The 21793-nt window shown below is 70.7% G+C and carries 17 protein-coding genes; 7 read left to right on the plus strand and 10 right to left on the minus strand.

Annotated elements, in window-relative coordinates; genetic code table 11:
* Positions 1-310 precede the first annotated feature (310 nt).
* On the plus strand, positions 311-1093 hold the full coding sequence (locus BG452_RS31770) for a metallophosphoesterase (protein WP_223243012.1): 783 nt from the start codon (positions 311-313) through the stop codon (positions 1091-1093).
* A 71-nt stretch (positions 1094-1164) separates the two neighbouring features.
* Here the strand turns inward: BG452_RS31770 and BG452_RS31775 are convergent, their stop codons facing one another.
* The 9 genes from BG452_RS31775 to BG452_RS31815 all read right to left on the minus strand — a co-directional run bounded on the left by BG452_RS31775 (position 1165) and on the right by BG452_RS31815 (position 12650).
* A complete protein-coding gene (locus tag BG452_RS31775; protein WP_188307814.1) occupies positions 1165-2757 on the minus strand; it encodes a purine-cytosine permease family protein in 1593 nt (530 codons plus the stop codon).
* Between the two features lie 108 nt (positions 2758-2865).
* On the minus strand, positions 2866-4524 hold the full coding sequence (locus BG452_RS31780; RefSeq protein WP_188307815.1) for a thiamine pyrophosphate-binding protein: 1659 nt from the start codon (positions 4522-4524) through the stop codon (positions 2866-2868).
* The gene (locus BG452_RS31785; RefSeq protein ID WP_188307816.1) at positions 4521-5564 is read right to left on the minus strand and encodes an inosamine-phosphate amidinotransferase 1; all 1044 of its coding nucleotides are present in this window, start codon (positions 5562-5564) and stop codon (positions 4521-4523) included. The genes BG452_RS31780 and BG452_RS31785 overlap by 4 nt, the downstream gene beginning before the upstream one ends.
* Before the next feature lie 88 nt (positions 5565-5652).
* Complete coding sequence (locus BG452_RS31790; RefSeq protein ID WP_188307817.1) at positions 5653-6486, minus strand: hypothetical protein; 834 nt, start codon at positions 6484-6486, stop codon at positions 5653-5655.
* Positions 6487-6518: 32 nt separating this feature from the next.
* Positions 6519-7715 carry an aminotransferase class I/II-fold pyridoxal phosphate-dependent enzyme gene (locus BG452_RS31795; protein ID WP_188307818.1) on the minus strand — a complete coding sequence of 399 codons (1197 nt, stop codon included), beginning with the start codon at positions 7713-7715 and terminating at the stop codon, positions 6519-6521.
* 143 nt (positions 7716-7858) lie between these two features.
* Positions 7859-9577 (minus strand): carbamoyltransferase, encoded by a 1719-nt coding sequence (locus BG452_RS31800; RefSeq protein WP_188307819.1) that lies wholly within the window; start codon positions 9575-9577, stop codon positions 7859-7861.
* Positions 9578-9681: 104 nt separating this feature from the next.
* Complete coding sequence (locus BG452_RS31805; RefSeq protein WP_188307820.1) at positions 9682-10725, minus strand: alcohol dehydrogenase catalytic domain-containing protein; 1044 nt, start codon at positions 10723-10725, stop codon at positions 9682-9684.
* A 56-nt stretch (positions 10726-10781) separates the two neighbouring features.
* The gene (locus BG452_RS31810; RefSeq protein WP_223243013.1) at positions 10782-11261 is read right to left on the minus strand and encodes an NUDIX domain-containing protein; all 480 of its coding nucleotides are present in this window, start codon (positions 11259-11261) and stop codon (positions 10782-10784) included.
* 42 nt (positions 11262-11303) lie between these two features.
* Positions 11304-12650, minus strand: coding sequence for a phosphotransferase (locus tag BG452_RS31815; protein WP_188307822.1), 1347 nt, complete (start codon positions 12648-12650; stop codon positions 11304-11306).
* Between the two features lie 572 nt (positions 12651-13222).
* Between BG452_RS31815 and BG452_RS31820 the strand changes: the two genes are divergently transcribed.
* From BG452_RS31820 to BG452_RS31845, 6 genes are all read left to right on the plus strand, one after another.
* On the plus strand, positions 13223-14302 hold the full coding sequence (locus BG452_RS31820) for an ATP-grasp domain-containing protein (RefSeq protein WP_223243014.1): 1080 nt from the start codon (positions 13223-13225) through the stop codon (positions 14300-14302).
* A complete protein-coding gene (locus tag BG452_RS31825; RefSeq protein ID WP_188307824.1) occupies positions 14299-15543 on the plus strand; it encodes an acetyl-CoA carboxylase biotin carboxylase subunit family protein in 1245 nt (414 codons plus the stop codon). The genes BG452_RS31820 and BG452_RS31825 overlap by 4 nt, the downstream gene beginning before the upstream one ends.
* A 67-nt stretch (positions 15544-15610) precedes the next feature.
* Positions 15611-16222 carry a YqcI/YcgG family protein gene (locus tag BG452_RS31830; RefSeq protein WP_188307825.1) on the plus strand — a complete coding sequence of 204 codons (612 nt, stop codon included), beginning with the start codon at positions 15611-15613 and terminating at the stop codon, positions 16220-16222.
* Entirely contained in the window at positions 16219-17463 is a 1245-nt protein-coding gene (locus BG452_RS31835; protein WP_188307826.1) for an MFS transporter, read from the plus strand. The genes BG452_RS31830 and BG452_RS31835 overlap by 4 nt, the downstream gene beginning before the upstream one ends.
* Positions 17460-18716 carry a hypothetical protein gene (locus BG452_RS31840; protein ID WP_188307827.1) on the plus strand — a complete coding sequence of 419 codons (1257 nt, stop codon included), beginning with the start codon at positions 17460-17462 and terminating at the stop codon, positions 18714-18716. The genes BG452_RS31835 and BG452_RS31840 overlap by 4 nt, the downstream gene beginning before the upstream one ends.
* 601 nt (positions 18717-19317) lie before the next feature.
* Positions 19318-21027, plus strand: coding sequence for a carbamoyltransferase N-terminal domain-containing protein (locus BG452_RS31845; protein ID WP_188307828.1), 1710 nt, complete (start codon positions 19318-19320; stop codon positions 21025-21027).
* Between the two features lie 118 nt (positions 21028-21145).
* On the opposite strand, the gene BG452_RS31850 is transcribed toward BG452_RS31845, so the two are convergent.
* Entirely contained in the window at positions 21146-21556 is a 411-nt protein-coding gene (locus BG452_RS31850; protein WP_188307829.1) for an AMP-binding protein, read from the minus strand.
* Between the last annotated feature and the right edge of the window lie 237 nt (positions 21557-21793).

Raw genomic sequence — 21793 nt, forward strand, 5'->3', positions numbered from 1 at the left:
GGAGCGGCGAGAGTGCGTGGTGCTGGGCATCCGAACGCGATCCCGTTCGAGAAGGTGCTGCGCCAGCTCGCCCGGTGCACGCGGTATTCGCCGACCGCGACGAGGCACTGCTCGCCCTGGGCGCTGTGCTACTGACATCGAATCCGCCAGCTCGGGCCGTGACCTTGACAGTTGAGATAGTTGGCCACTCAGCGCGGGGGTATGGCAGCGCTGCGAGGGCCGCAGGCCGCTGCGATCGGCGGTCAACATGCACACCGGCCCGGCAAGTCGGATGGTAGCGTACAAGTCCATGTCAACTTCGAATAGCCCCATGTTCGTTGCCTCGGATGTCCATGGTCATCGCGCCGAGTTCCGGGAGGTGCTCCGGGACGCGGGGCTGGTCGACGGGCAGGGGCGGTGGTCCGGGGGATGCGCCCGGCTGTGGCTGCTCGGCGACTACGTCGACTACGGTCCGGACGGCGTCGGCGTCATCGAGGACGTCCGGAGGCTGGCAGCCGAAGCCGCGGCCGCCGACGGGGAGGTGGGGGCCCTGCTGGGCAACCACGAGGTGCAACTGCTCGCCGCTCACCGGTTCGGCTCCGCACCCGTCCCGGGGTGGGGCGAACCCGAGGGCTTCCGGGGCGGTTGGGCGCGCTACGGCGGCCGCGAGGAGGAGCTGCGCCGGCTCACCCCGGAACACACCGCCTGGATCGCCGGCCTGCCCGCGGTCGCGCTCGTCGACGACCACCTGCTCATCCACTCGGACACCGTTCGGTACCTGGAGTTCGGATCGAGCGTTGCGGACGTCAACGCGGCCGTGTCCGAAACCCTGAACTGCTCGGACACGGCCGCCTGGCTGGAGCTCTGCGAGCGGATGAGTGACCGGCGGGCGTTCCGCGGTGCCGGATCCGCGCCCGCCGAGGATCCCGTCTCGGTGATGCTGCGCACGCTCGGTGGCGACGTGCTCGTGCACGGGCACAGCACGCTCACGGTGTCGTTCGGCGTGGCGCCCGAGGACGTGCGGAGCGCGTTGCGCTACGCCGGTGACCGGGTCGTCGCCATCGACGGCGGAGTGTACGAGGGAGGGCGCATCCTGGTCACCCGTCTGGTCTGAGGTATCGGACTGCGGCCGCACCCTGAGCGGCACGGCCGACGGGCCGTGCCGCTCAGGGTGCGGATCCGGGCTCAACCGCGGGATCGTCGGGTACGGCGGATCACCACCAGGCCTCCGGCGGACAGTCGCAGGTCCACGACCGGAACCGGAGGCGTACCGGCGCTCCCGGTCGTCCCGGCCGCCCCGGGTTCACGAGGCGCGTCGGAGGAACGGTCCGTGCGGCCGAGGCGGGCGTTCCCGGTCCGCGTCAGGGCGGCGTACCCGAGGGCCGCGACCAGTGGGCCGACGACCGCGGCGAGGTCGGCGCCGCCCAGCCACCTGCTGACGGGGCCGGTCCACAGCGTGGTGTTGACGCAGAGCAGCGCGGCGAGCGTGCCGGCGAGGAAGGCGATGACGCCTGCCGCACTGACACCTGCTGCACCGACCCCGGTCGGGCGGGAGCCGCCCGGTCGGAGGTCGGCCAACTCGCCCGCTCCGTACCGGTTCCGGCGCAGCACCAGGTCCAGGGCGTAGATGGCGATGATCGGGCCCATGTAGACGACCGACAGGGCGAGGATGTTGTTGAGCGCGGTCAGGAAGCTCGCGGCGACCAGCGCGTAGAGGGCGATCCCCCCGCCGAGCACTCCGTCGAGCAGCACCGCCCTGGCCCGCCTGATGCGGACGCCGGCGCCTTGGAGCAGCAGGCCGGACGAGTAGGAGGTCAGGACGTTGTTCGCCAGCGTGCCGACGATGACGGCGGCCAGGAAGACCGGGTGGAACCAGGCCGGCATCAGCGTGGTCATCGAGGTCATGGGATCGGTCATGTCGACCGCGGTTCCCGCGAGGACCCCGACGAGGCCCAGGAACACCGAGGCCAGCCATCCGCCCGCCGCGGTCCAGCCCGCGACCGAGCGCCGTGACGCCGTCGGGGGGAGGTAGCGGGCGTAGTCGGCCCCGGAGAGCCAGGACAGCGGTCCGGAGGAGACGACGGTGAACCCGACCAGAGCGGTGGCGAGTGGTCCGAGGGCGGCGTCCGCACTGCCGTCCGTTCCGGGATGGGCGTGGACGGCGACGAACACCGCGGCGACCAGCAGGGAGAGCGTGAGCAGCAGGGTGATCGCCCGGCTCATCCGGAGGATGGCGTCGTAGCCGTACACGCTGATGGTGAAGGTGACGACCGAGACCAGGACCAGGATGACGCCCCTGGAGACGGCGGAGCCGCCGATTCCCGCTTCGGAGAGCAGGGCCTGCCCGGCCAGGACGGTGATCGAGAGGTTGATCGCCTCGAAGCCGACGGCGGTGAGCCAGCCCAGCCCGCAGCCGATCACCCGGTTGCCGCGCACTCCGAAGAGCACCCGCATGATGACCGCGCTCGGACTGCCGGTGCTCGGACCGCTCACCGCGAGGAGGCCGACCAGTGCCCAGAACGTGTTGCCCGCGAGGAGGACGGCGACGGCCTGCCACGTGCTCAGACCGAGCATCATGAGCGAGCCGCCGAGGAGGATGGGGAGGTAGGACATGTTCGAGGAGAACCAGACCAGGAAGAGCTCGCGCGGCCGGCCGCGGCGCTCCGCTTCGGGTACTGATTCGATTCCGCGTTCCTCGACCCGGTTGCCCCGGGATCGTGGCGGTGCGGTCGCTGCCGACGGGGAGTCGGCGTCCGCTCTCGTGGTTCCGCTGCTCATGGGGTCCATTCCTGAGGAGTGAGCTGTTCGGCCGGCGGCGGCCGCCGGTCAGTGCCGGCCTTGAGGCGGTGCACTGAGCGCGGCGGCCGCCGGCCGTCCGTCATCGGTTCACGGGGCCGAGATGGGCAGCTCCAGGACGCGGGGGCCGCCGGAGTCCCACGCGGCCCTCGCCGCCTCGGCGATGTCGGTGGCCCGTTCGACCCGCTCGGCGCGGACGCCCATGGAGCGGGCCAGGGCGACGAAGTCGATCGCGGGGTGGTCGATGTCCATTCCCACGAACCGGTCACCGTTCCCGAACTCCGGATAGCGGTGGTGCAGGCTGTTCTTCAGCATCAGGTACTGGCTGTTGTTCACCACGACGAACAGGACCGGGAGTTGCTCCCGGGCCGCGGTCCACAGCGCCTGCGGGCTGTACATGGCGGATCCGTCGCCCACGAGACAGAGCACGGGCTCGTGACCGCGTGCCAGGGAGACCCCCAGGGCGGCCGGCATGCCCCACCCGAGACCGCTGCCCCGGGCGGTGTAGTACTGCCCGGGCCGATCGGCCCGGTGGAACGCCCGTACGTAGTCGTCGCAGGTCATCGACTCGTCGACGACGACGATGTCCGGCGGCAGGGCGCGGAACACGGCGTGGACCGCGGCTGCCGGCGCTGTCGGCACCTGGGAGTAGCTGCCCAGCGCGTGCGCCTCGGCGGCGTCCAGGGCGGCCCGGTGGACCGTGCCCAGCTCGGTCATGGCGGCGCGGGCACGGTTCGGGTCGCCGCGCTCCGCGAGGACCTTCCGCAGATCTCCCAGGGTGGTGCGCAGGTGTCCCACGAGTCCGAGCCGGACGGGTGCGGTCCGGCCGAGGCTGTGCGGGTCCAGCGCGATCTGGAGGAGTTCCACCTCGGGCGGGACGAGCGGCCCGGGGCTGTAGTTGTACGCCATGAACGCGCGCCCGCCGAGCACCAGGACGCGGTCGTACCCGGCCAGGGTGGCGCGGATGTCGCCGGCGCTGAGTCCGAACCCGCCGGCCCACAGCGGGTGGCCGGTCGGGAACACGGTGTTGGCGTGCAGCGACGAGCCGTACACCCGGACGCCCAACGCCTCGGCTACGCCGACGAGTTCCTCCACCGCCTGCTCGGTCGCCACGTCGTCGGACGCGACGATCGCCAGCCGGCCGGGGTCCGTTTCCAGGAGCAGCTCGGCGAGCTGCGCGACGGGTGCCCCGTGCGGCGCGCGGTCAAGCTCGGAGACGGCGTGGCGCGCGGCCGCGCCGTCGTCGGGAGCGTCCGCCTCCAGGACGTCGACGGGCAGCGAGACGAAGACGGGCCCGGTCGGTGCCGACGCGGCGTCCCGGAAGGCGCGGCGCATGACCACGTCCAGGTCCTCGACCCTGCGCACCTCGTGGGTCCACTTGCTGACCGGAGCGGCCAGGCCGGTGAGGTCGCCGGCCAGCAGCGGGTCGGAGACGAGGTGGCGCTGGTCGGCCTGGCCCGCCGTGACGACGAGCGGTGTGCCCTGCACCCGGGCGTTGGTCAGGTTGCCGATGGCGTTGCCGAGGCCGGCCATGGCGTGCAGGTTCACCATCGCGGGCCGCCCGCTCGCCTGCGCGTACCCGTCGGCCATCGCGACGACGACGCTCTCCTGGAGGCCCAGCACGTAGGCCGGGCCCGTGGAGCGCGACAGCTCGGCGATCAGGGGGAGTTCCGTGGTCCCGGGATTGCCGAACACGTGCCGTACGCCCTCGTCGTGGAGCACGTCGAGGAGGATGCGGCTGCCTTTCACCGGTAGGTTTCCAGCGCGCCGGTCCGACGGACGTCCAGGGTCGCGCAGTGGAAGCCGCCGCCGAAGGTCCGCGCGTGGCTGAGGGAGAGGGGCAGTACGTCGATGCCCTTGGCCTCCAGCAGCTTGATCAGCTCCGGCTGGCGGTGGTCGGCGATGACCAGGTCGGGGCGCACGCTGAGGATGTTCATGCCGATCCACGGGGAGTTGACCGGGAACGAGCCGGCGAAGCCGATGTCGTTCAGCTCGGGGCACCAGATCTTGTCCCAGGAGGAGAGGATCGGGGGCAGGTTGTCCTCGTTCACCCGCTCGGGGTGCAGCAGCACCAGTCCGGGGCGGAGCGGCACGATCGTGGTGTCGATGTGCAGGGAGGTGTAGAGGTTGCGGCAGGGGTGGACGGTGTACTCGGAGCCGACGGCCTCCTGGAGCCAGCGGGCCCCCAACTCGTTGCCGCCGTCGGAGACCTGGTACAGCAGGTCGGTGCCGAGCCGGATCACGTTGGCCGCGTCGAAGAGCGGTTCCAGGTTGGCCAGACGCTGACCCTCCGGCAGCTCGGGGAGGTAGGTCTCGTCGGCCAGCTTGGGCCGGGGCGCGGAGATCCAGCGGGCGCCGCGGTTGAAGTACTCGGTGAACAGGTCCTTGTAGAGGGCCTGCTTCAGGGCCCGGCCGCGCACCACCATGGGCGCGTCGATCACCAGGTCACCGACGACGAGGGCGACGTCGCGCGGCGCGTGGTCCAGGTAGCCGTCGGTCTCCCACAGGCCGGTCCGCAGCACCGCCTCCGGGTCGGCGACGGACGGACGGCGAACGGTGACGCCGAGGCCGGTGAGCGCGTCGCAGAGCGCCTGGAGCTCCTCCTCCGTCTTCTCGACGACGTCCGCGGGGTACGGACCGGAGGGGAGCGTCTCGGCGGTGAATCCGTCGCGGTAGTCCAGGGTGAGGATGGAGCGCTCGGCCCGGGGGATCCGGGCACCGACGGCCGATCCGACGATGACCTCCTCCAGCGGGTCCCACTCGTTGTGCGCGCTGACCGGGCTGCTCATTCTGCTCTCCTTCGGTGGTGGCTCTGACGGGCGGCCGGGCTGACGGGGCCGGGCCGAGGCGGTCGGGCGGTGCGGTCGGGCGGTGCCGTCACGTGGTCTTCAGCAGACGGCCGGCCGCGGGGTGGTCGAGGAGCTGGGCGCGGAGCTTCGCGAAGTTCTCCTCGGCCGAGGTGTCCTCCATCTCCAGGACGATCCAGCCCCACTTCTCGGCGCACTCGCGGAAGAAGGCGTCGCAGGCTGACTGGAGTTCGAGGAAACCGTCCTGTCCGCGGTCGCCGGTGGCGGCGCCCATGTCCTCGAGGCTGCCCAGGGAGCCCTCCTGCCGCATGCGCCACTGGAACGCCTGGTCGATCGGGCCGGTGACGACGATGCCGACGTCGGGGTCGCAGGCCCGGAAGAGCTCGACCAGCGTTTCCCGAGCCCGCTCGATCTCCTTGGTGAGGGCGGGGTCGGTGCTCAGGCGCTCGGCGATGACGAGTTCCTTGAACGCCATCTTGAGGCTGAAGCTCTCGTCGATCACATGGACACCGCGGGCGCGGTGCGGCTCGACGATCTCGTGCCGGAGCAGGATCTGACCGACCCACTCCAGCCATGCGGCCGCCAGCGGCCCGGCCGGGACGTTGGTGGTGTGGGCCGCGCTGCCGTAGCGCTTCTCCCAGCCCTGGGCGTGGAACTCGTCGTACGAGCCGGGGGCCGCCGGGCCGTCGACGCCGAGGTGCACGAGCCGCAGGGATTCGACCCAGAGCTGCCGGAGCGACTCACGGGTGTTGGGCCGCTCGGCCTCGTCGAGTTCCTTGCGCCAGCTGAGCCGCTTGACGTCGTGTCCGTGGGCTTCGAGTTCCCTGGACAGCATCTTCGTCATCGTGGTCTTGCCGGTTCCGTCGATGCCGAGCATTGCGATGTAGAGGCCGGTGTCGGCCATGGCCGGTTCCTTCCGGTCGGTCCGGTTCAACGTCAGGGTCGGGCGGAGGCCGTGCTGCCGAAGCGGGCGCCGAGGCGCTGCACGGCCTCCTCCAGCACGGGCTGCGGCTTGCAGAAGGCGAATCTCAGGGTGTTGCCGGCGGCGTCCGGGTCACGGAAGAAGTCGCCCATCGGCAGTGCGGCGACCCCGGTCTCGGTGACCAAACTTCGTGCCAGGTCCTCGATGGGGGCGCCGGCGGCCCACGGGCTCACGTCGGCGGTGATGAAGAACCCGCCGGGCGGGATCCGGGGCGTGAGGCCGAGCGAGGTCAGACCCGCGGCCAGGATGTCGCGGCGCCGGCGGTACTCCGCCCGCAGCCGGTCGTGGTAGCCGGTCTCGTCGGCCCACCGGAGGCCGGCGGCGACGCCCGCCTGGAGCGGCGTCGGCGCGGTGAAGGTGAGGTGCCGGTGGTGGTGCTGGACGAGTGCGCTGAGTTCGCGCGGCGCGTACACCCAGCCGATCCGCCAGCCGCCGACCGACAGGAGCTTGGAGGCCGAGGAACAGATGACGGTCCGTTCGCGCATCCCCGGGTATCCGGCCAGCCGGATGTGCGGCCGGTCGTAGGCGTGCTCCTCGTAGACCTCGTCGGTGACCACGACGAGGTCGTGCGCGACGGCGAGGCGGGCGATCTCCTCCGCCTCGTCGGCGGTGATCATGTGGCCGGCGGGGTTGTTGGGCGTGTTCAGCAGGATCACCCGGGTGCGGGGCGTGATCGCGGCCCGCAGGGCGGCGACGTCGAGCCGGAGCTCGCCGACGCCGTCGAGTCCCGCGAGCGGGACCGGGACCAGCGTGGCCCCCACCAGCTGGGCCAGACCGGGGTAGTTGTCGTAGAACGGTTCGATCGTGACGATCTCGGAGCCGGCCGGGACGACCGCGAGCAACGCGGCGGCCACCGCCTCGGTGCAGCCGAGTGTCACGGTGATCTCGTCCTCCGGGTCGTACCGGAGCCCGCGCCGCTCGGCCCGCAGGGCCAACTCGGCGCGCAGCAGCGGCAGTCCGGACAGGGGTTCGTACTGGGTGGCGACGGCCTGGACAGCGGGCGCCATGGCCGCGACGAGGTCCTCGGTGTCGTCCTCCGGAAAGCCCTGGGCCAGGTTGACGGCGTTGAGGCGCCGCGCCAGGGTCATGATCTCGACGTAGATGTCGGGCGGGGGCGGCGCCAGGCCGGCGCCGGTGGCTGAGTGGGACACGGCTTTCTCCCCGTCTGCGGGCGGGGCGCCCGCGATGGTCCGTCGGCGCCCGGTCGGGTCCGCGGAAGGTGTGGACGCTGCCGGCCGCGGGGCCGGGCGGACGGTCGTGTGACCGGCCCACCCGACCCCGTGGCATGCAGGCGCTACTCCGACTTGCGCTCGATCAGGTAGTCGTGCAGCACCAGCGCGTCCATACCGGTCCGGAGGAACGTGCGGATCGCGTCGGCCGGGGTGTAGACCATCGGCTCGTCATAGGTGTTGAACGAGGTGTTGACCACGACGGGGACGCCGGTGAGCTTGTGGAACTCGCTGATCAGCTGGTGGTAGCGCGGGTTGACGTCCGCCGAGACGGTCTGCATCCGGGCGGTTCCGTCGACGTGCACGATCGCGGGCACCTGGGACCGCTTCTCCTCCCGGACCGGGAGCGCGAAGGACATGAACCGGGTCGACAGCGACTCGCGCTTGAAGTCGAACCACTCGGCGGCCTCCTCCTCCAGCACCGCGGGGGCGAAGGGCCGGAAGTACTCGCGGTGCTTGACCCGGACGTTGATCAGGTCCTTGATGCCCGCCGTCCGCGGGTCGCCGACGAGCGAGCGGTTGCCGAGGGCGCGCGGTCCGACCTCGGCCGCGCCCTGGAACCATCCGATGACCAGGCCCTGCGCGACGAGTTCAGCGGCCTTCGCCGGGGCGTTCTCCAGCTTGGTCGCCACCACCGGAGCCGCGGCGATGGCGGCCTCGATCTCGGCCTCCGTGCTGACCGCGGACCCGAAGTACGGGTTCTCCATGACGAAGCGGGTGTCGAAGTCGCCGTGCTGGTTCGCCACCCACAGAGCCGCACCCAGCGCGGTGCCGCCGTCGTGGGCCAGCGGCTGGACGAACACGCCGTCGAACGGGCCCTCGTTGAGCAGCTTGCCCATGCCGACGCAGTTCAGCGCGACACCGCCGGCCAGGCAGAGGTTGGCCGAGCCGGTCTCCCGCTTCAGCCGCTCGGCGAGCGCGAAGAGGGTCTGCTCGGTCATCTCCTGGAGGGAGGCCGCGACCTCGGCGTAGCGGTAGTCGAACGGTGTACCGGGACCGCCCTGCCGGCGCGGGCCGAACAGCTCCTCCAGCGGGCCGTAGTCCTCGACCCGGAACCGGAAGGCGTCGGCGTCGACGGTGAAGCCCTCGGGGCCGACGGACACCAGCTTCGCGAAGGCCTCGCGGTACTTCTCCGGCGGGGCGAAGGCGGCCAGCGCCATCAGCTTGGGCGCGGAGTAGTCGTCGAGGCCGGTGAACTTGGCGAACTTCTCCCAGACGAAGCCGAGGGAGTCCGGGTAGGTGATGGTGTCCACCGTGGTGACGAAGCGGCCCTGTCCGTGGGCCAGCAGGGCGGTGGAGTGCTCGCCGATACCATCGATGCTGAGGATGGCGGCGTCCTCGAACGGCGAGGCGTAGTAGGTGCTCGCCGCGTGGGCCGTCTCGTGCGCCACCCAGGTCCAGCGGTCGCTGATGTCCTTCCCCAGCAGTGCCGACACGGCGGCGGGGATGGCGGCCAGCTTCTCCATCAGGAGCTTCTCGCCGTCCGGGTGGCCCCAGGAGCCGGCGGTGGTCGGCTCGTCGGTGGGCGGCCGGCGCAGGCTGGGGTCGAAGGTGCCCGCGACGTGGTCGATCTCGTCGACGGTGATCCCGGAGCGTTCGAGCACCGCGCGGATCGCCGACACCGGGATCTCGTCGACGGTCTCGATGTCGGCCGGCTTGGCGTGCTTCTTGCGGTTGAACCGCTCCTCCTCGGCGAAGGCGAGGACCTCGGAGCCGCGGACGATGACCGCCGAGGACTCGTGGTAGACGTTGTTGATGCCGAGAACCACCGGGGTGTTGTTCAACGTGCACTCCTGGTCTGATGTGACAGATGCCGTGCGTCGGACGTCGGGTCGCGACGCAGCGGACGCGGAAGGGGCCCGGCGGTGCGGGGCCTGATGGTGCGGGCCTACGGGAGGACGGCCGCCTTGACGGCCAGGCGCCGGTCCATCGCGGAGTAGGCCGCCTGGACCTCGGTCAGCGGCAATTGACGCTCGAACAGGGGGGACGGGTCGATCCGGCCTTCGGCCAGGTCGTGGAGCAGCTCCGGGATGTACCGGCGGGCGGGCGCGACACCGCCGCGGATGGAGACGTTCCGGTCGAACACGTCCAGCAGCGTCACCTGGGCTCCGGTGATCGGCAGGCCGACGTAGCTGAACACCCCGCCGTCCCGTACGGCCGCGAGCGCCGAGTCCACCGAGGACTGGGTGCCGACGCAGTCGACGGCGGTCGACGACCGGTCGCCCAGCTCGCGACGGACCAGTTCCGTCACCGCCTCCGGGTCGTCCGGCGACACCGCGACGGCGGTGGCACCGAACTTCTGGGCCAGCGCCAGGCGTTCGGCATGGTGGCCGAGGACCATGACCTGCTCCGCGCCCTGCCGCAGCGCGCACAGGACAGTGGCCAGCGCCACCGGGCCGTCACCGACGATCGCCACCGTGGAGCGCGGGCCCACCTCGCCGACGGTCACCGCGTGCAGGGCCGTCGGCAGGACGTCGGCCAGCACCAGGTACGGGAGCAGGTCCGCCGCCGAGTCGCCGGCGCTCGGCACCCGCACCAGGTTGGCGTCGGCGAACGGGACCCGGATCGCCTCGGCCTGGGCACCGCCGGGGCCGGCGTCGCCGCCCCAGAACCCGCCCTGGGCGCAGGAGGTCGGCAGGCCGTCGCGGCAGGAGGGGCAGGTGCCGTCGGAGTAGCTGAACGGTGCGACCACGCGATCGCCGGGACGGAACCGGGTGACCTCGGGGCCGACCTCCTCGACGACTCCCACGAACTCGTGCCCGAGCCGGGAGCCCGGGTCGAGCGGGTCGGTCCCGCGGTAGTACCAGAGGTCGGAGCCGCAGACCCCCGCCGCACGGATCCGGACGACCGCGTCGGTCGGGGACTCGATCCGGGGGTCCGCGACCTGTTCCACGCGGATGTCGCCGACTCCGTTGAAGACTGCCGCAAGCATGCGATCTCCCAATTTCCGTGCGCTGGCTGATGGTTGGTTCGGTGTGGGGGTGCCGCTCAGTCGGCGTCGGCGGCAGCGGCAGCGGCAGCGGCAGCGGCGATCCTGCGCTCGACGAGCCGGGTGTCCTCCTCGAAGCCGTCGAGCCAGGAGCGGAAGACCTCCGACTCGCGCTGGTGCTCGGCGATCTCCTGGCCGAGGATCTCCGCAGGGGCGAGCCAGTGGTGTTCCGAGTGCTCGTCGCTCAACGTCACGTCACCGACGGGATCCCAGCCGATGAAGGTGGTGACGTGGAAGGAGGAGCCGTCGTCCCAGAGGTGCTCCCACTCGCGGAGGAACTCGACCCGCTCCACCTGGAGGCCGGTCTCCTCCAGGCCTTCGCGCCGGGCCGCGTCAAGGGGCTCCTCTCCCGCGTGCATGCGTCCGCCTGGGTAGTCGAGGACGCCCTTGAAGAGCGGATCCTCGTCCTCCAGTCGCCGCAGCGCCAGGACCTTCCGGTCCCGGACCATGATCAGGTAGACACCGCGCTGAATCTTCATGGGATCCGTTCCTCGCATGGCAGACGACGTGCGTCTGTCCGTTCAGTGAGGCCGGCTCAGATCGCCCACGCGCTCGAAGGCGTGGTGGAGCCGGCGTAGCCACCAAGCCGCGGTCTCGTCCGACGGCCTGGGGAATCCGGGGGGCTGGTGGTGGGCCTCGGCCACCAGGAAGGGCACCTCGCCCATGACGGCGTGGAAGATGACGGCGAGGTCCATGGCCCGGCTGGACGGGCCGTCGCCGGTGAGTCGCGTCCACACGGTTTCCAGCCGTTCCCGCTCGGCGTCGCCGTCCCAGGCCGCGTTCGACAGGTACCAGATGAAGTCGAGCACGGCCGGGCCGTGGCACGCCAGGCCCCAGTCGAGCGCGACGACGTCGTGCTCGCCCAGGCCGAGGTTGGCCGGGCGGTAGTCACCGTGCAGGAGCGTGCTCGGCGCGGCTCGGTCAAGGGCCTGGAGGAGCCCGGCGGGATCGAGGGCGAGTTCCAGGACGGCGGCCGAAACGGAGGGGTCGGCAAGCTCCGCGAACGTCTCCCAGCTGCGGGTGAGCGTCTTCGGGAGGGTGTCGGTGCCCCTGAGCTCCAGGAGCGGACGGAGCGGGGAGAAGAGTCGCAGCCGGTCCGCCACGGAGCACAGCGCCTCGCTCGCGCGGACACCGGTGAACTTGCTGTGCAGGGCGTGGGCGGCGGCGAGTGCCGTCTCGCCGGCCGTTCCCGGATCGGCCGACCGGAACCGGCCGGAGTTCTCGCTGACGTCCCGCATCACGACGAGCCGACCGTCCGGCACCTGCTCCGTCGCGATCACGGGGCTGGACAGCGGTGGTGGAAGGGTAGCCAGCACCCCTTCGTCGAAGAGGATCGCCTCGCGTCCGGGGTCGTGGGTCGCCCTTGCCATCCAGTCCCGGTCCGGCCGGACGTACTTGACCACCACAGGCTCCCCGTCGGCCAGCCACGCCTGGAACAGCGACGCACCGGACAGCCCGTCATGCTGGAACTCGCTGATCGGACCGGCGAGCAGGGAGCGGACGGCACCGTCCGGGAGGACGGCCGACTCCCTGGGGCGGGCGGGATGGACGACATGGTGCTCGATCAGGCCGTCGACCACGTGCAGGGTGTGGATCTGTCGTGCCGGTCCACCGCCCGGAGACACCGAACGCTGGACGTCGACGACATATCCACCGGCCTCGGCGGTGACGGAGAAGTGTGTCTCCCGGCCTGCCCCGAGAACGATGGCCGGCCAGTTCTCCGCAGCCTCCGATATTCCCTCGAAGGATTTACCACGGCCGCTGGAGAATGTCTCCAGAACCGTCTTGTCCCGGTATCGGGACCGTAGTTCTGAGAACTTCCCCGAAGCCAGATCAGAACGCAACATGCCAATGACTTCGCCAGTCATGAAGAAATCCCCCGTTTGGATTCACCGGGCCGCGTCCCGGCCACTCCCATTGGAGGCTCAGGTGCGTTCAGACTGCCCGACTCGGTGCGCTCGGCAGGTCGCCCCGGCCGACAGCACGTGACTGCACGGTATCAACCGAGCGAACAGTGATCAACGTCTATCGGCCACACATCGCGCTTGATCGACAGTCAGAACGCCCCGCCCACTTGGAGAGTTGGCAGGTCAGTAGGCATTTCAAGGTGGGGACATTGAGTCGATCAGACCCCCGGGTGAACGGATGGGGAATCGGACACCAGTTGACCGTGCGGCTCAGTCCGGGACGAACGCTGCATAGCGGAGAAATCCGACATGGCGCCTGGTAACCCCCCTGGAGAGTGCGTGGGGCAGGTAGTAGCGGATTGACACGCGTCGGTCGCCGTGGTGCATAGTGGCCAGGACTTGATCACTCATATGCGACAGCCATTCGGGGGCGGGAAACCGTGAGTCTTGTCGTTGTCGGCGCGTCCGGAAACATCGCGCACGTCGCCCAGTCACTCAGTTCTGAGGTCGTATTCGTCCAGCGGCCCGGGTCCTTGCGACCCGAGATTCTCCGGGACGATGTCGATGAACTCTTCAGCTTCGACTACCGGGACGAGTCGGCGGCGCGCTCGTTCGCCGCGCAGGTCCTTCAGCCGCGGCGGCCGGCCGCAGTGGTGTCGGTCACCGAGGACGGTCTGGAACCGGCCGCGCTGATGTCCGGGATCCTGGGCACCCCGGCCGTACCGCTCGCCGTGGTGAGGGCGATGCGGGACAAGGCGAAGATGCGGCGCGTCCTCCTGGAGCGCGCGCCCCACCTCAGTGTGCCGTTCGCCGGCCCCGGGGACGACAAGGCCCTTGAGCGACTCTTTCCGTCGGCGTACGGAGTCATCGCGAAACCGGTCTCCGGGACGGCGAGCAGCGGCATCCTGCTGGTGCGGTCGGCGGAGGAGGCGCAGGCGCTTCCGGCACGGGACCAGTACCTGTTCGAGGCCTTCGTGCCGGGGGCCGAGTTCAGCGTGGAGTCCTTCTCCGTGGACGGTGTGCACGAGATCGTGGCCGTCGCCGAGAAGAGCACCGGCGGCGGATTCGTCGAGACCGCGCACCTGATGCCTCCCGCGGCGCTGGACGGCACGGCGCGGGTGCAGGTCGAACAGGCGACCCGGGAACTCCTCGACGCGCTCGAACTGCGGGACGGCCCCGCCCACACCGAGCTCAAGGTCCACGACGGAACGGTGCGGGTCATCGAGACCCACAACAGGCCGGGTGGCGACGGGATCGCCGACCTGGTGGCCCTCACCACGGGAATCGACTGGCGTCGCGTCAGCCTCGGGTGGCCGCTGGGCGTGCGCCCGACCCGCGGCACGGGTACGGCGGCAGCGGCCGCCAACGTCTTCTTCACCGCGCCCCCGGGCCGTGTCACCGCGATCGCGGACCGGCCGGCAACGCTCCCCGGAGCGGACCTGGCCCGCTGGGAAGTCGACGTCGTGGTCGGCGGCCGAGTGGGCGAACTGCACAGCTCCGGAGACCGGGTGGGCATGGCGACCGTCACCGGCCCGTCATCGGAGGCCTGTCGGCGGGCTGTCGCGGAACTCGGGCCCGACACCATCGTCACGACGGAGGACACCGTCCAGTGAGAACCCTGATCCTCAACCGCCACGTGCTCACCTGGGCGACCGGTGACCGGGGCGGCTATCTCCCCGCCGCGCCCGAGGACCGTTTCCTGCTCACCCGCACCTACGGCGGCGGGCTGGCCGACTACGACGCCTCGGCCTTCCCCCATCTCGCCGTGGTGGACACGTACTTCGCGGACCGCCTGGAGGCCGCGGCCCGCTGGCTGGTCGAGACCCACCGGATCCAACGGATCGTCGCCCTGCACGAGAAGGACCTGCTCCTGGCCGCCACCCTCCGGGAGAACTACGGGCTCCCTGGAGCGGACGTGGGGTCGACGCTCCGCTTCCGGGACAAGGTGCTGATGAAGGACACCCTTCGTGCCGCGGGGTACTCCGGGCTGCCGCGCTACCGCGCGCTTGAGCCCGGCGAGGAGCTCACCGCCGTGCCGTGGGAAGGCCGCACCGTGGTCAAGAGCCGCTGGGGCCTCGGGGCCGAGCAGGTGCGGATCGTTGACGACCTTGCCGCCGCGAACACCGCGGCACGGGAACTGGAGGCCGGGGGCGACCAGATCGAGGCCGAGGAGTTCGTCACCGGGGCCATGTACCACTGCGACTCGGTCGTCCGGGACGGGCGGATCCTCTTCACCGCGGTGTCCCGCTACCTCACACCTCCGGGCGCTTTCAAGCCGGGTGGTGTCAGCGGCAGTGTCGTCCTGACCGAGGGAGCGGTGCGCGAATCGCTTCTCGCCGAGAACGAACACGTACTCGGGATCCTGGCACCGGGCTCCGCGGTCACCCATGTCGAGTTCTTCCGCAGGCCCAGCGGCGAGTTGGTCTTCTGCGAGGCCGCCGCCCGGCCGCCCGGCGCCGGCATCAGCGGCCTGCTCCACACCGCGTACGGTGTCGACGTCGTGCGAGCCGCAGTCGAACTGCAGTCGGGAGTCGAGCCGACCCTGCCCGCGACGATCGCGCAGCCGCCCCATGCGACGGGCCTGATCCTGGTCTACCCCTCCGCCATCGGGGAGGACCGGTTCGCCGAGGACCTCCGGAACAGGGTCCCGGGCGTGCGCTCGTACCACTACACGCCCCCGCAGAGCCCGGGTCGGGTACGACACGCCGCGGACGTGGCCCACAAGGTCGTCCTGACCGCCGACACGGAGGCCGAGCTCGACCGTCGGCTCGCGTCAGTGCTCGACGCGGTCCGAGCGGTCGGAGCCCCGCAGACGAATGCGCCGGAAGGTAGCCATGCTGCACCGAATCGATGAGCTGCATCGCGCCAATGAGCCCGGAGGAAGTCAACTCCTGCAGCTAGTAGGCGAGTTCAGCGGAGTTGTGAACACCCATGAGTTCCCGTGCGTCTTCTCCATGCTGCCGTTCAGCACGTCGGAGCTGTTCTTCGGAGCCATCCCCGGCTCCGACGGCGATGTCGAGAGCGCCGTGGTCGCGTCCCTGCGCGAACTGACCGGAATCATCCAGGACTTGCCGGACGCGATCGGTGTCGTCTTCGTCGACCAGCCCGGCGAACCGTCGCTTGAGGACGACCTCGCCCTGGCCCGGAGCATCGTGCGCGCCGTCATGCGGCAGAACGCCCTCGACCATCCGGACCGGGTGTTCCCCGATCCGAAGGACTCCGACTGGGAGCTGTGGCTCGGCGGCGTGGGCCTGTTCCTCAACTTCAGCTCCCCCCGCCACAAGGCCAGGCGCAGCCGGAACGTGGGATCCCGGTTCACCGTCATCGCCCAGGCCAGGGAGTCCTTCGACCGGCAGGGACGAGCCGCGCCCCGCGCGCGGGAGAGCATCCGCAAGCGCCTGGCCGGCTACGACGACGTCGAAGCGCATCCCGCCCTGGGCAGCTACGGCGACCCCGACAGCCGGGAAGCGCTTCAGTTCTTCCTCGGTGACGGAACGGAGGCCATGGACGTGACCGAAGGAGAACAGTCATGAGTTCCACGGACGATCGGGATGATCGTTCACCCGCGACGGTGACCGACCGCGAAACCGCGAGGTCGCTCCGGATCGTGATCGCGGCGTCGATCCTGTCCAAGATCGCGGACTGGCAGCTGAGCGTCGTCGTCCCGCTCGCCGTGCTGTCCGAGACCGACTCGCCGGCCATCGCCCTGGCGGCCTTCGCCCTGCGGGCGCTGCCGTTCATCGCCTCCCCGCTGCTCGGCTCCCTCATCGACCGCTTCGACAAGCGGACGGTCTTCATCTGGGCGCAACTGGTCCAGTCGATCTGCATGGTGCTGGTGGCAATGATGCTCACGGACCGGGTGGCGCTGGGGGTGCTGCTCCTGCTCTCCGGCTTCGGCTCGGTGGCGGTCACGATCACCGGCCAGTTCGTGCTGATCCCCAAGCTGGTCGAGGCGGAGAAACAGGCCGTCGCCGTGGCGAAGCTGTCCTCGGCCATCGAGCTGTCGAAGGTGGGCGGGCTGCTCGTCGGCGGATTCGCGATCACGGCCCGTGGGCCGGAGTTCGCGTCCTGGGTCATCGCGGCCCTCTACGCCGCGGCCGGCCTGGTGGCGTTGATGCTGCCCCGCATCCCCTCGACCGGGGTCCGGACCGGCGTCCGTCAGGACCTGTTGATGGGACTGCGCTGGGTCGCGAAGCCGGACATCCTCTGGCTGGTCGTGACGTTGGCGGTGTCCAACCTGGCCGTGGGGGAGCTGGAGACCGTCCTGGTCACGGTGTTCGGCGAGGAGGGGGTCGACGCCCGCCTGATCTCGCTGGTCCTCGCGGCCGGACTGCTGCTCGGGGCACTCGGCGCCAGGCTGTCGCCGCACATCCTGCCGAACTGGCCGGTGGAGCGGCGAATCCTGCTGTTCCAGGCGGCGTTGCTGGTCTTCCTCGGCGTGCTGGCACTGCCCGTCCTGGCCGCCACGGTCATCGGCTACGCCGCCGTGACGGTCTGCCTCGGCGTGAGCAACGTCGCCTCCATCACCTACCGCCAGGGCACCATTCCAGTCGACATCGCGGGCCGGGTCAACGCCGCGATCCGCATGTTCATCACCGGCGCGATCCCCCTGTCGGGTCTGATCTACGCCTGGGCGACCCGATTCGACGGCTTCACGTTCTGGGTACCGGGGCTGCTGCTCTCGGCGGTCTCGCTCGCCGTATGGGCGGGCCACACCTACCGGACCGGGCGGGCGGAACCCGCTCGTCTTCCCGCGGAGAGGAACCCTTCATGACCCACACGACCAGCTGGCTGGTGCTCGACGAGATCGGCGCGAGCTTCCCCGGAGTCGGGTCGCCCACCTCACCCTCGTTCCTCGCGGTCCGCCTCGCCCCGTTCACCGGCTCGGGCGGCACCACGGAGTGGCTCCGGTACCGGGAGGTCACCGCGGACCGGGTCCTCGTGGTGAGCCGGTCCGGCGACGTGACCGAGAGCCTCTCGTGCGGGCCCGCGGACCCGATCTGGACCCATCTGCCCTTCGACCTGCGCGCGGACGCCCGGAGGTTCGAGACCGTCGGTGCGATCGGTACGGTCGGTGCGATCAGTGGTGTCGGCGCGCTCGGTGCGGTCGGTGCCGTCGGCACGGAGGGAGCCGACGCCAGGCCGAGACTGGTGCCCGTCTTCCTGGTGACCGAGCAGGTATCCGGCACGGGCACCCGGACTCACGTGTACAGCTGCTCCAGGATCCGGGAGTCCGGATTGCTGTTCTCCCGGATCTGGGCCGGGGAGACCCCGGCCGGCGCGTCACCGGTGGCTGCCGTCCGGGTGGCCTGCGCGGAGCAGCCCGTCCTGCTGCACAGGTTCACGGACGAGGTGGCCCAGACCACCCGGTTCGAGAGCGACGTCGAGATCGAGCTGAAGCTCACCCTCCGGACGGAGACCTCCCCGTGGGAGATCGCCAGTCGTCTCGCCGATGCCGTGCAGACCCGGGAGCTGCCCGGCTTCCTCCCCGACCTCGGCAACGAACTGCAGCGCTGGACCTACGAACAGGACACCTTCGAGGTCCACGACGCCGACGGCCGGAACGGCTACGCGGCGTTCATGAAGGACCCTGACGGCACGTTCGTGGTGAAGTACAAGTTCTTCGAGGAGGACGCCCTCCGCCGCACCGAGCGCTTCGACGAGGGGGTCCGGCTCGGTCCGGAGCAGTTCGCCGACTACCTCACCTCCGCCCTCCCCGGAGTACGACTGCGCCGGCTCCCGCACCTCGTCCGGACGAGGTTCGACGTCAACGTCGAGTCAGCCGTGGCCGGTCACTTCTTCGGCCTGGAGATGGACGAGGTCCGGGCCAACGGCCGGGTGATGCGCCAGCTGGAGATCGAGTACCACAAGACCCGAGACTGCCACGGCGCCGAGGCGGCGACCATCGAGCCCGAACTGAACAGGCTGGCGGACGAGGCCCAGCGGCTGCTCGACAGGTGGGGTGTGGAGGCTTCCCGCGGGTACCGCTCCAAGCTCACCTTCCTCAAGGAGGTCGCTGCCGGCTGAGCCGGGGCTTCTTCAGGGGCGGGCGGCCTGATGCGCGGCTGACCGGACGCGCCGCCTTCCGGGGACTTGGGCCGGCCGCCCCCCGCCCGGAGCCGCCCCCGGGCGGCGGGACACGGCGCCCGCACCTCTCCCTTGGCCTAGTGGCGTGTCTTGCGGATCACTGCCGGGTCCGCGACGCTCCCCCAGTCTTCGGCTGGGAGGTACCCCCAGGGCACAAGCGCACCTCGCCGCGTTGTCGTCGGTCGCCAATGGCCCCCAGCCTGGCGGCCGGGAGGTGCACCCACCGCAGTGGCTCCGCCCCCAGCCTCCGGCCGGGAGGTGCCCCCACCTCCGCCTTGCGATGCCCGCACCCCAACGCCGCAGCCTGGTCCGACAAGATCCACAAGACACGCCCTCACCGCACGGCGGTCGCAGCAGTAGCCACTGGCCGAGGTCGATCTTCGTGTCCGTGCCGGTGGCCCTCCCGCAGATGAATTTCGCTGCGGCCAGTTCTCCGCAATTCAGCCGGTCCGGCGCCACGTGCCGAACCCATCCGCCGCGACCGCCGGTCTGGCCGATCCCTTTCTCCGCCCAAGATCCGAATCCGACAGGAAGAACCACCATGATCACTGCAGGCCTCAAGCTGACGCACAGCGGCGGACTCGCACTCCTCGAGGATGACAGACTCCTGTTCCACATCGAGGTCCAGAAGCTCAACAACAATCCCCGCTACAGCCCGGTCGCCGACCTCAGCCTGGTCCCCGAGCTGCTCGCGGGTCAGGGCTTCAAGGTCTCGGACGTCGACTACTGGGCGCTCGACGGCTGGGACGGCCGGGAGGCCGGCCGGATCTCCGTGCTCGACAACGGCCGCCCGCTCGACCTGACCGTGGCGCCCTACCGCGAGAACAACGACGTGCCGAGCCTCGTCCGCCCCGGCTGTACCGGCGAAATCCCCATCGGCGGCCAGTCGGTGCGGTACGAGAGCTTCGTCCACGTGTCGAGCCACTTCGCGGCGGCTTACTGCTCCAGCCCCTTCGCCGCCCGCGGCGAGGACTCCTTCGTCCTGGTCTGGGACGGCGGCACCTTCCCCCGCCTGTACTTCGTCGACGCAGCCCGCGGCACTGTCGAGAACGGTGGCGAGGTCTTCCCGCTGATCGGCCACTCCTACGCGATGTCCGCCCAGTATTACGGCCCGTGGGCGCGCAAGAACGAGGACCGCTCCAGGGTCGTCGACGACCTGTCCGTCGCCGGCAAGCTGATGGCCTACATCGCGCTCGGCCAGCCCAAGGACGCGATCCAGGAGGCGCTGCGCGACGCCTTCCACCACAACTTCGAGGCGTCCACCGACGCCGTCGCCGAGTACCGCCGCGCCGTCACCGGCTGCGGCAGCAACGGCGAGCCCTCGCACCGGTATGTGCACAAGTACCTCAGCGACGCCGCCGAGCGCATCGGCACGCTCGGAGTCTGCGACGAGGACGTCCTCGCCAGCATGCACCAGTTCATGGAAGACCTCCTCGTCGAGCGGATCGTCGAGAAGATCCGCCGCTGGAAGGGTGACGGCCCCTGGAACCTCGCCTTCGCCGGCGGCTGCGCGCTGAACATCAAGTGGAACAGCGCGCTGCGCGCCCACCCGCTCTTCAACGACGTCTGGGTGCCACCGTTCCCCGACGACTCGGGCTCCGCCATCGGCACCGCCTGCGCCGCGTACGCGCACATGAATGGCGTCTCCGCCGTCCAGTGGCACGCCCGCACCGGGCCGGCCCTCGTCCCGACCCCCACTGCCCCGGCCGGGTGGACCTCGCGCGAGTGCACCGTCGAGGAGGTCGCCGAGATCCTGCACGAGACCGGCAAGCCGCTGGTCTTCCTGCGTGGGAACGCGGAGCTCGGCCCGCGCGCGCTCGGCGCGCGCAGCATCATCGCCGCGGCCACCGACACCAAGACGAAGGACGTGCTGAACGAGATCAAGGACCGGGAGTACTACCGGCCGGTGGCCCCGATCTGCCTCGTCGAGCACGCCGAGGAGATCTTCAACCCCGGTACCCCGGACCCGTACATGCTCTTCGACCACGACGTCCGGCCGGACTGGGTCGAGCGCATCCCCGCGGTCATCCACCTGGACGGTACCGCCCGCCTGCAGACCGTCAGTGTCGACGAGGACCCGGTCCTCACCGACCTGCTGCGCGCCTACCACGCGCTCAGCGGCGTCCCGGTGCTGTGCAACACCAGCGCCAACCTGAACGGCAGGAGCTTCTTCCCGGACGCCGCCTCGGCCATGAAGTGGGGCCGGACCGACCACGTGTGGGCAGACGGGATCCTCTACAGCAAGATCTGACCGGCACCGGCCGCTCGGCCGCGAGATCATCCCCACCGGCCGGGGAGCCCGATAGTCCCCCACCTCCCGATGGCCGGCGAGGGCACGATGCCCCGCCGGCCATCAGTGTTTGCGCTGTTCAGGACCGCGTCACCGTCAGTCGGAAGCGGAGCGGCGAAAGTGCGCCCGGCCGCCCCGCGCAGTACGCGGCCACGGCCTCGGCCGTGAGCGGCTCGGCGCCCTCCAGCTCGTGGGAACGGTACGCCGGGTTGACGGTGACCAGGATCGCGCCGAGCCTGGCGGTGGCATACCGGGTGAGCGTCCACTCCGCGCGGTCGGGGGCCCAGATGCCGACCCGGTCGCCCTTGGCGGTCCCGAGGTCCAGCAGGCCGAGGGCCGGCGCGTCGACGCCGGCGGCGAGTTCGGCGGGCGTCCGGCGGCGGGCGGTGGGGCGGTCGACCAGGGCGTCCCGTTCGGGGAAGGCGCGCACCGCCCGGTCGGGGTTCTCCCCGATGGTGTCGCCCAGCAGCGGGACGTCCGCGGTCCCCAACGAGTAGCTCCGTGAGGACTTCCAGCGGGCCCGGAATGGTGAACTCCATCATGCCTCCGATGTCGGCCGGACATTTCCTCGAACCCAGGAATATCCGGGCTTCCGGCGGGGCCTCAAGAGGAATCCGGACAAGGTGGCAGCGCCGCATTTCCCAGGTGGCACCTGCGCATTTCCAGATCGGCCAGCCGAATTGTCCCGAGGGAAACACCCCCCGCCGATCGACCCCCGCCGATCGGC

The sequence above is a fragment of the Streptomyces sp. CBMA123 genome, assembly GCF_014596465.1.
GTDB lineage: Bacteria > Actinomycetota > Actinomycetes > Streptomycetales > Streptomycetaceae > Kitasatospora.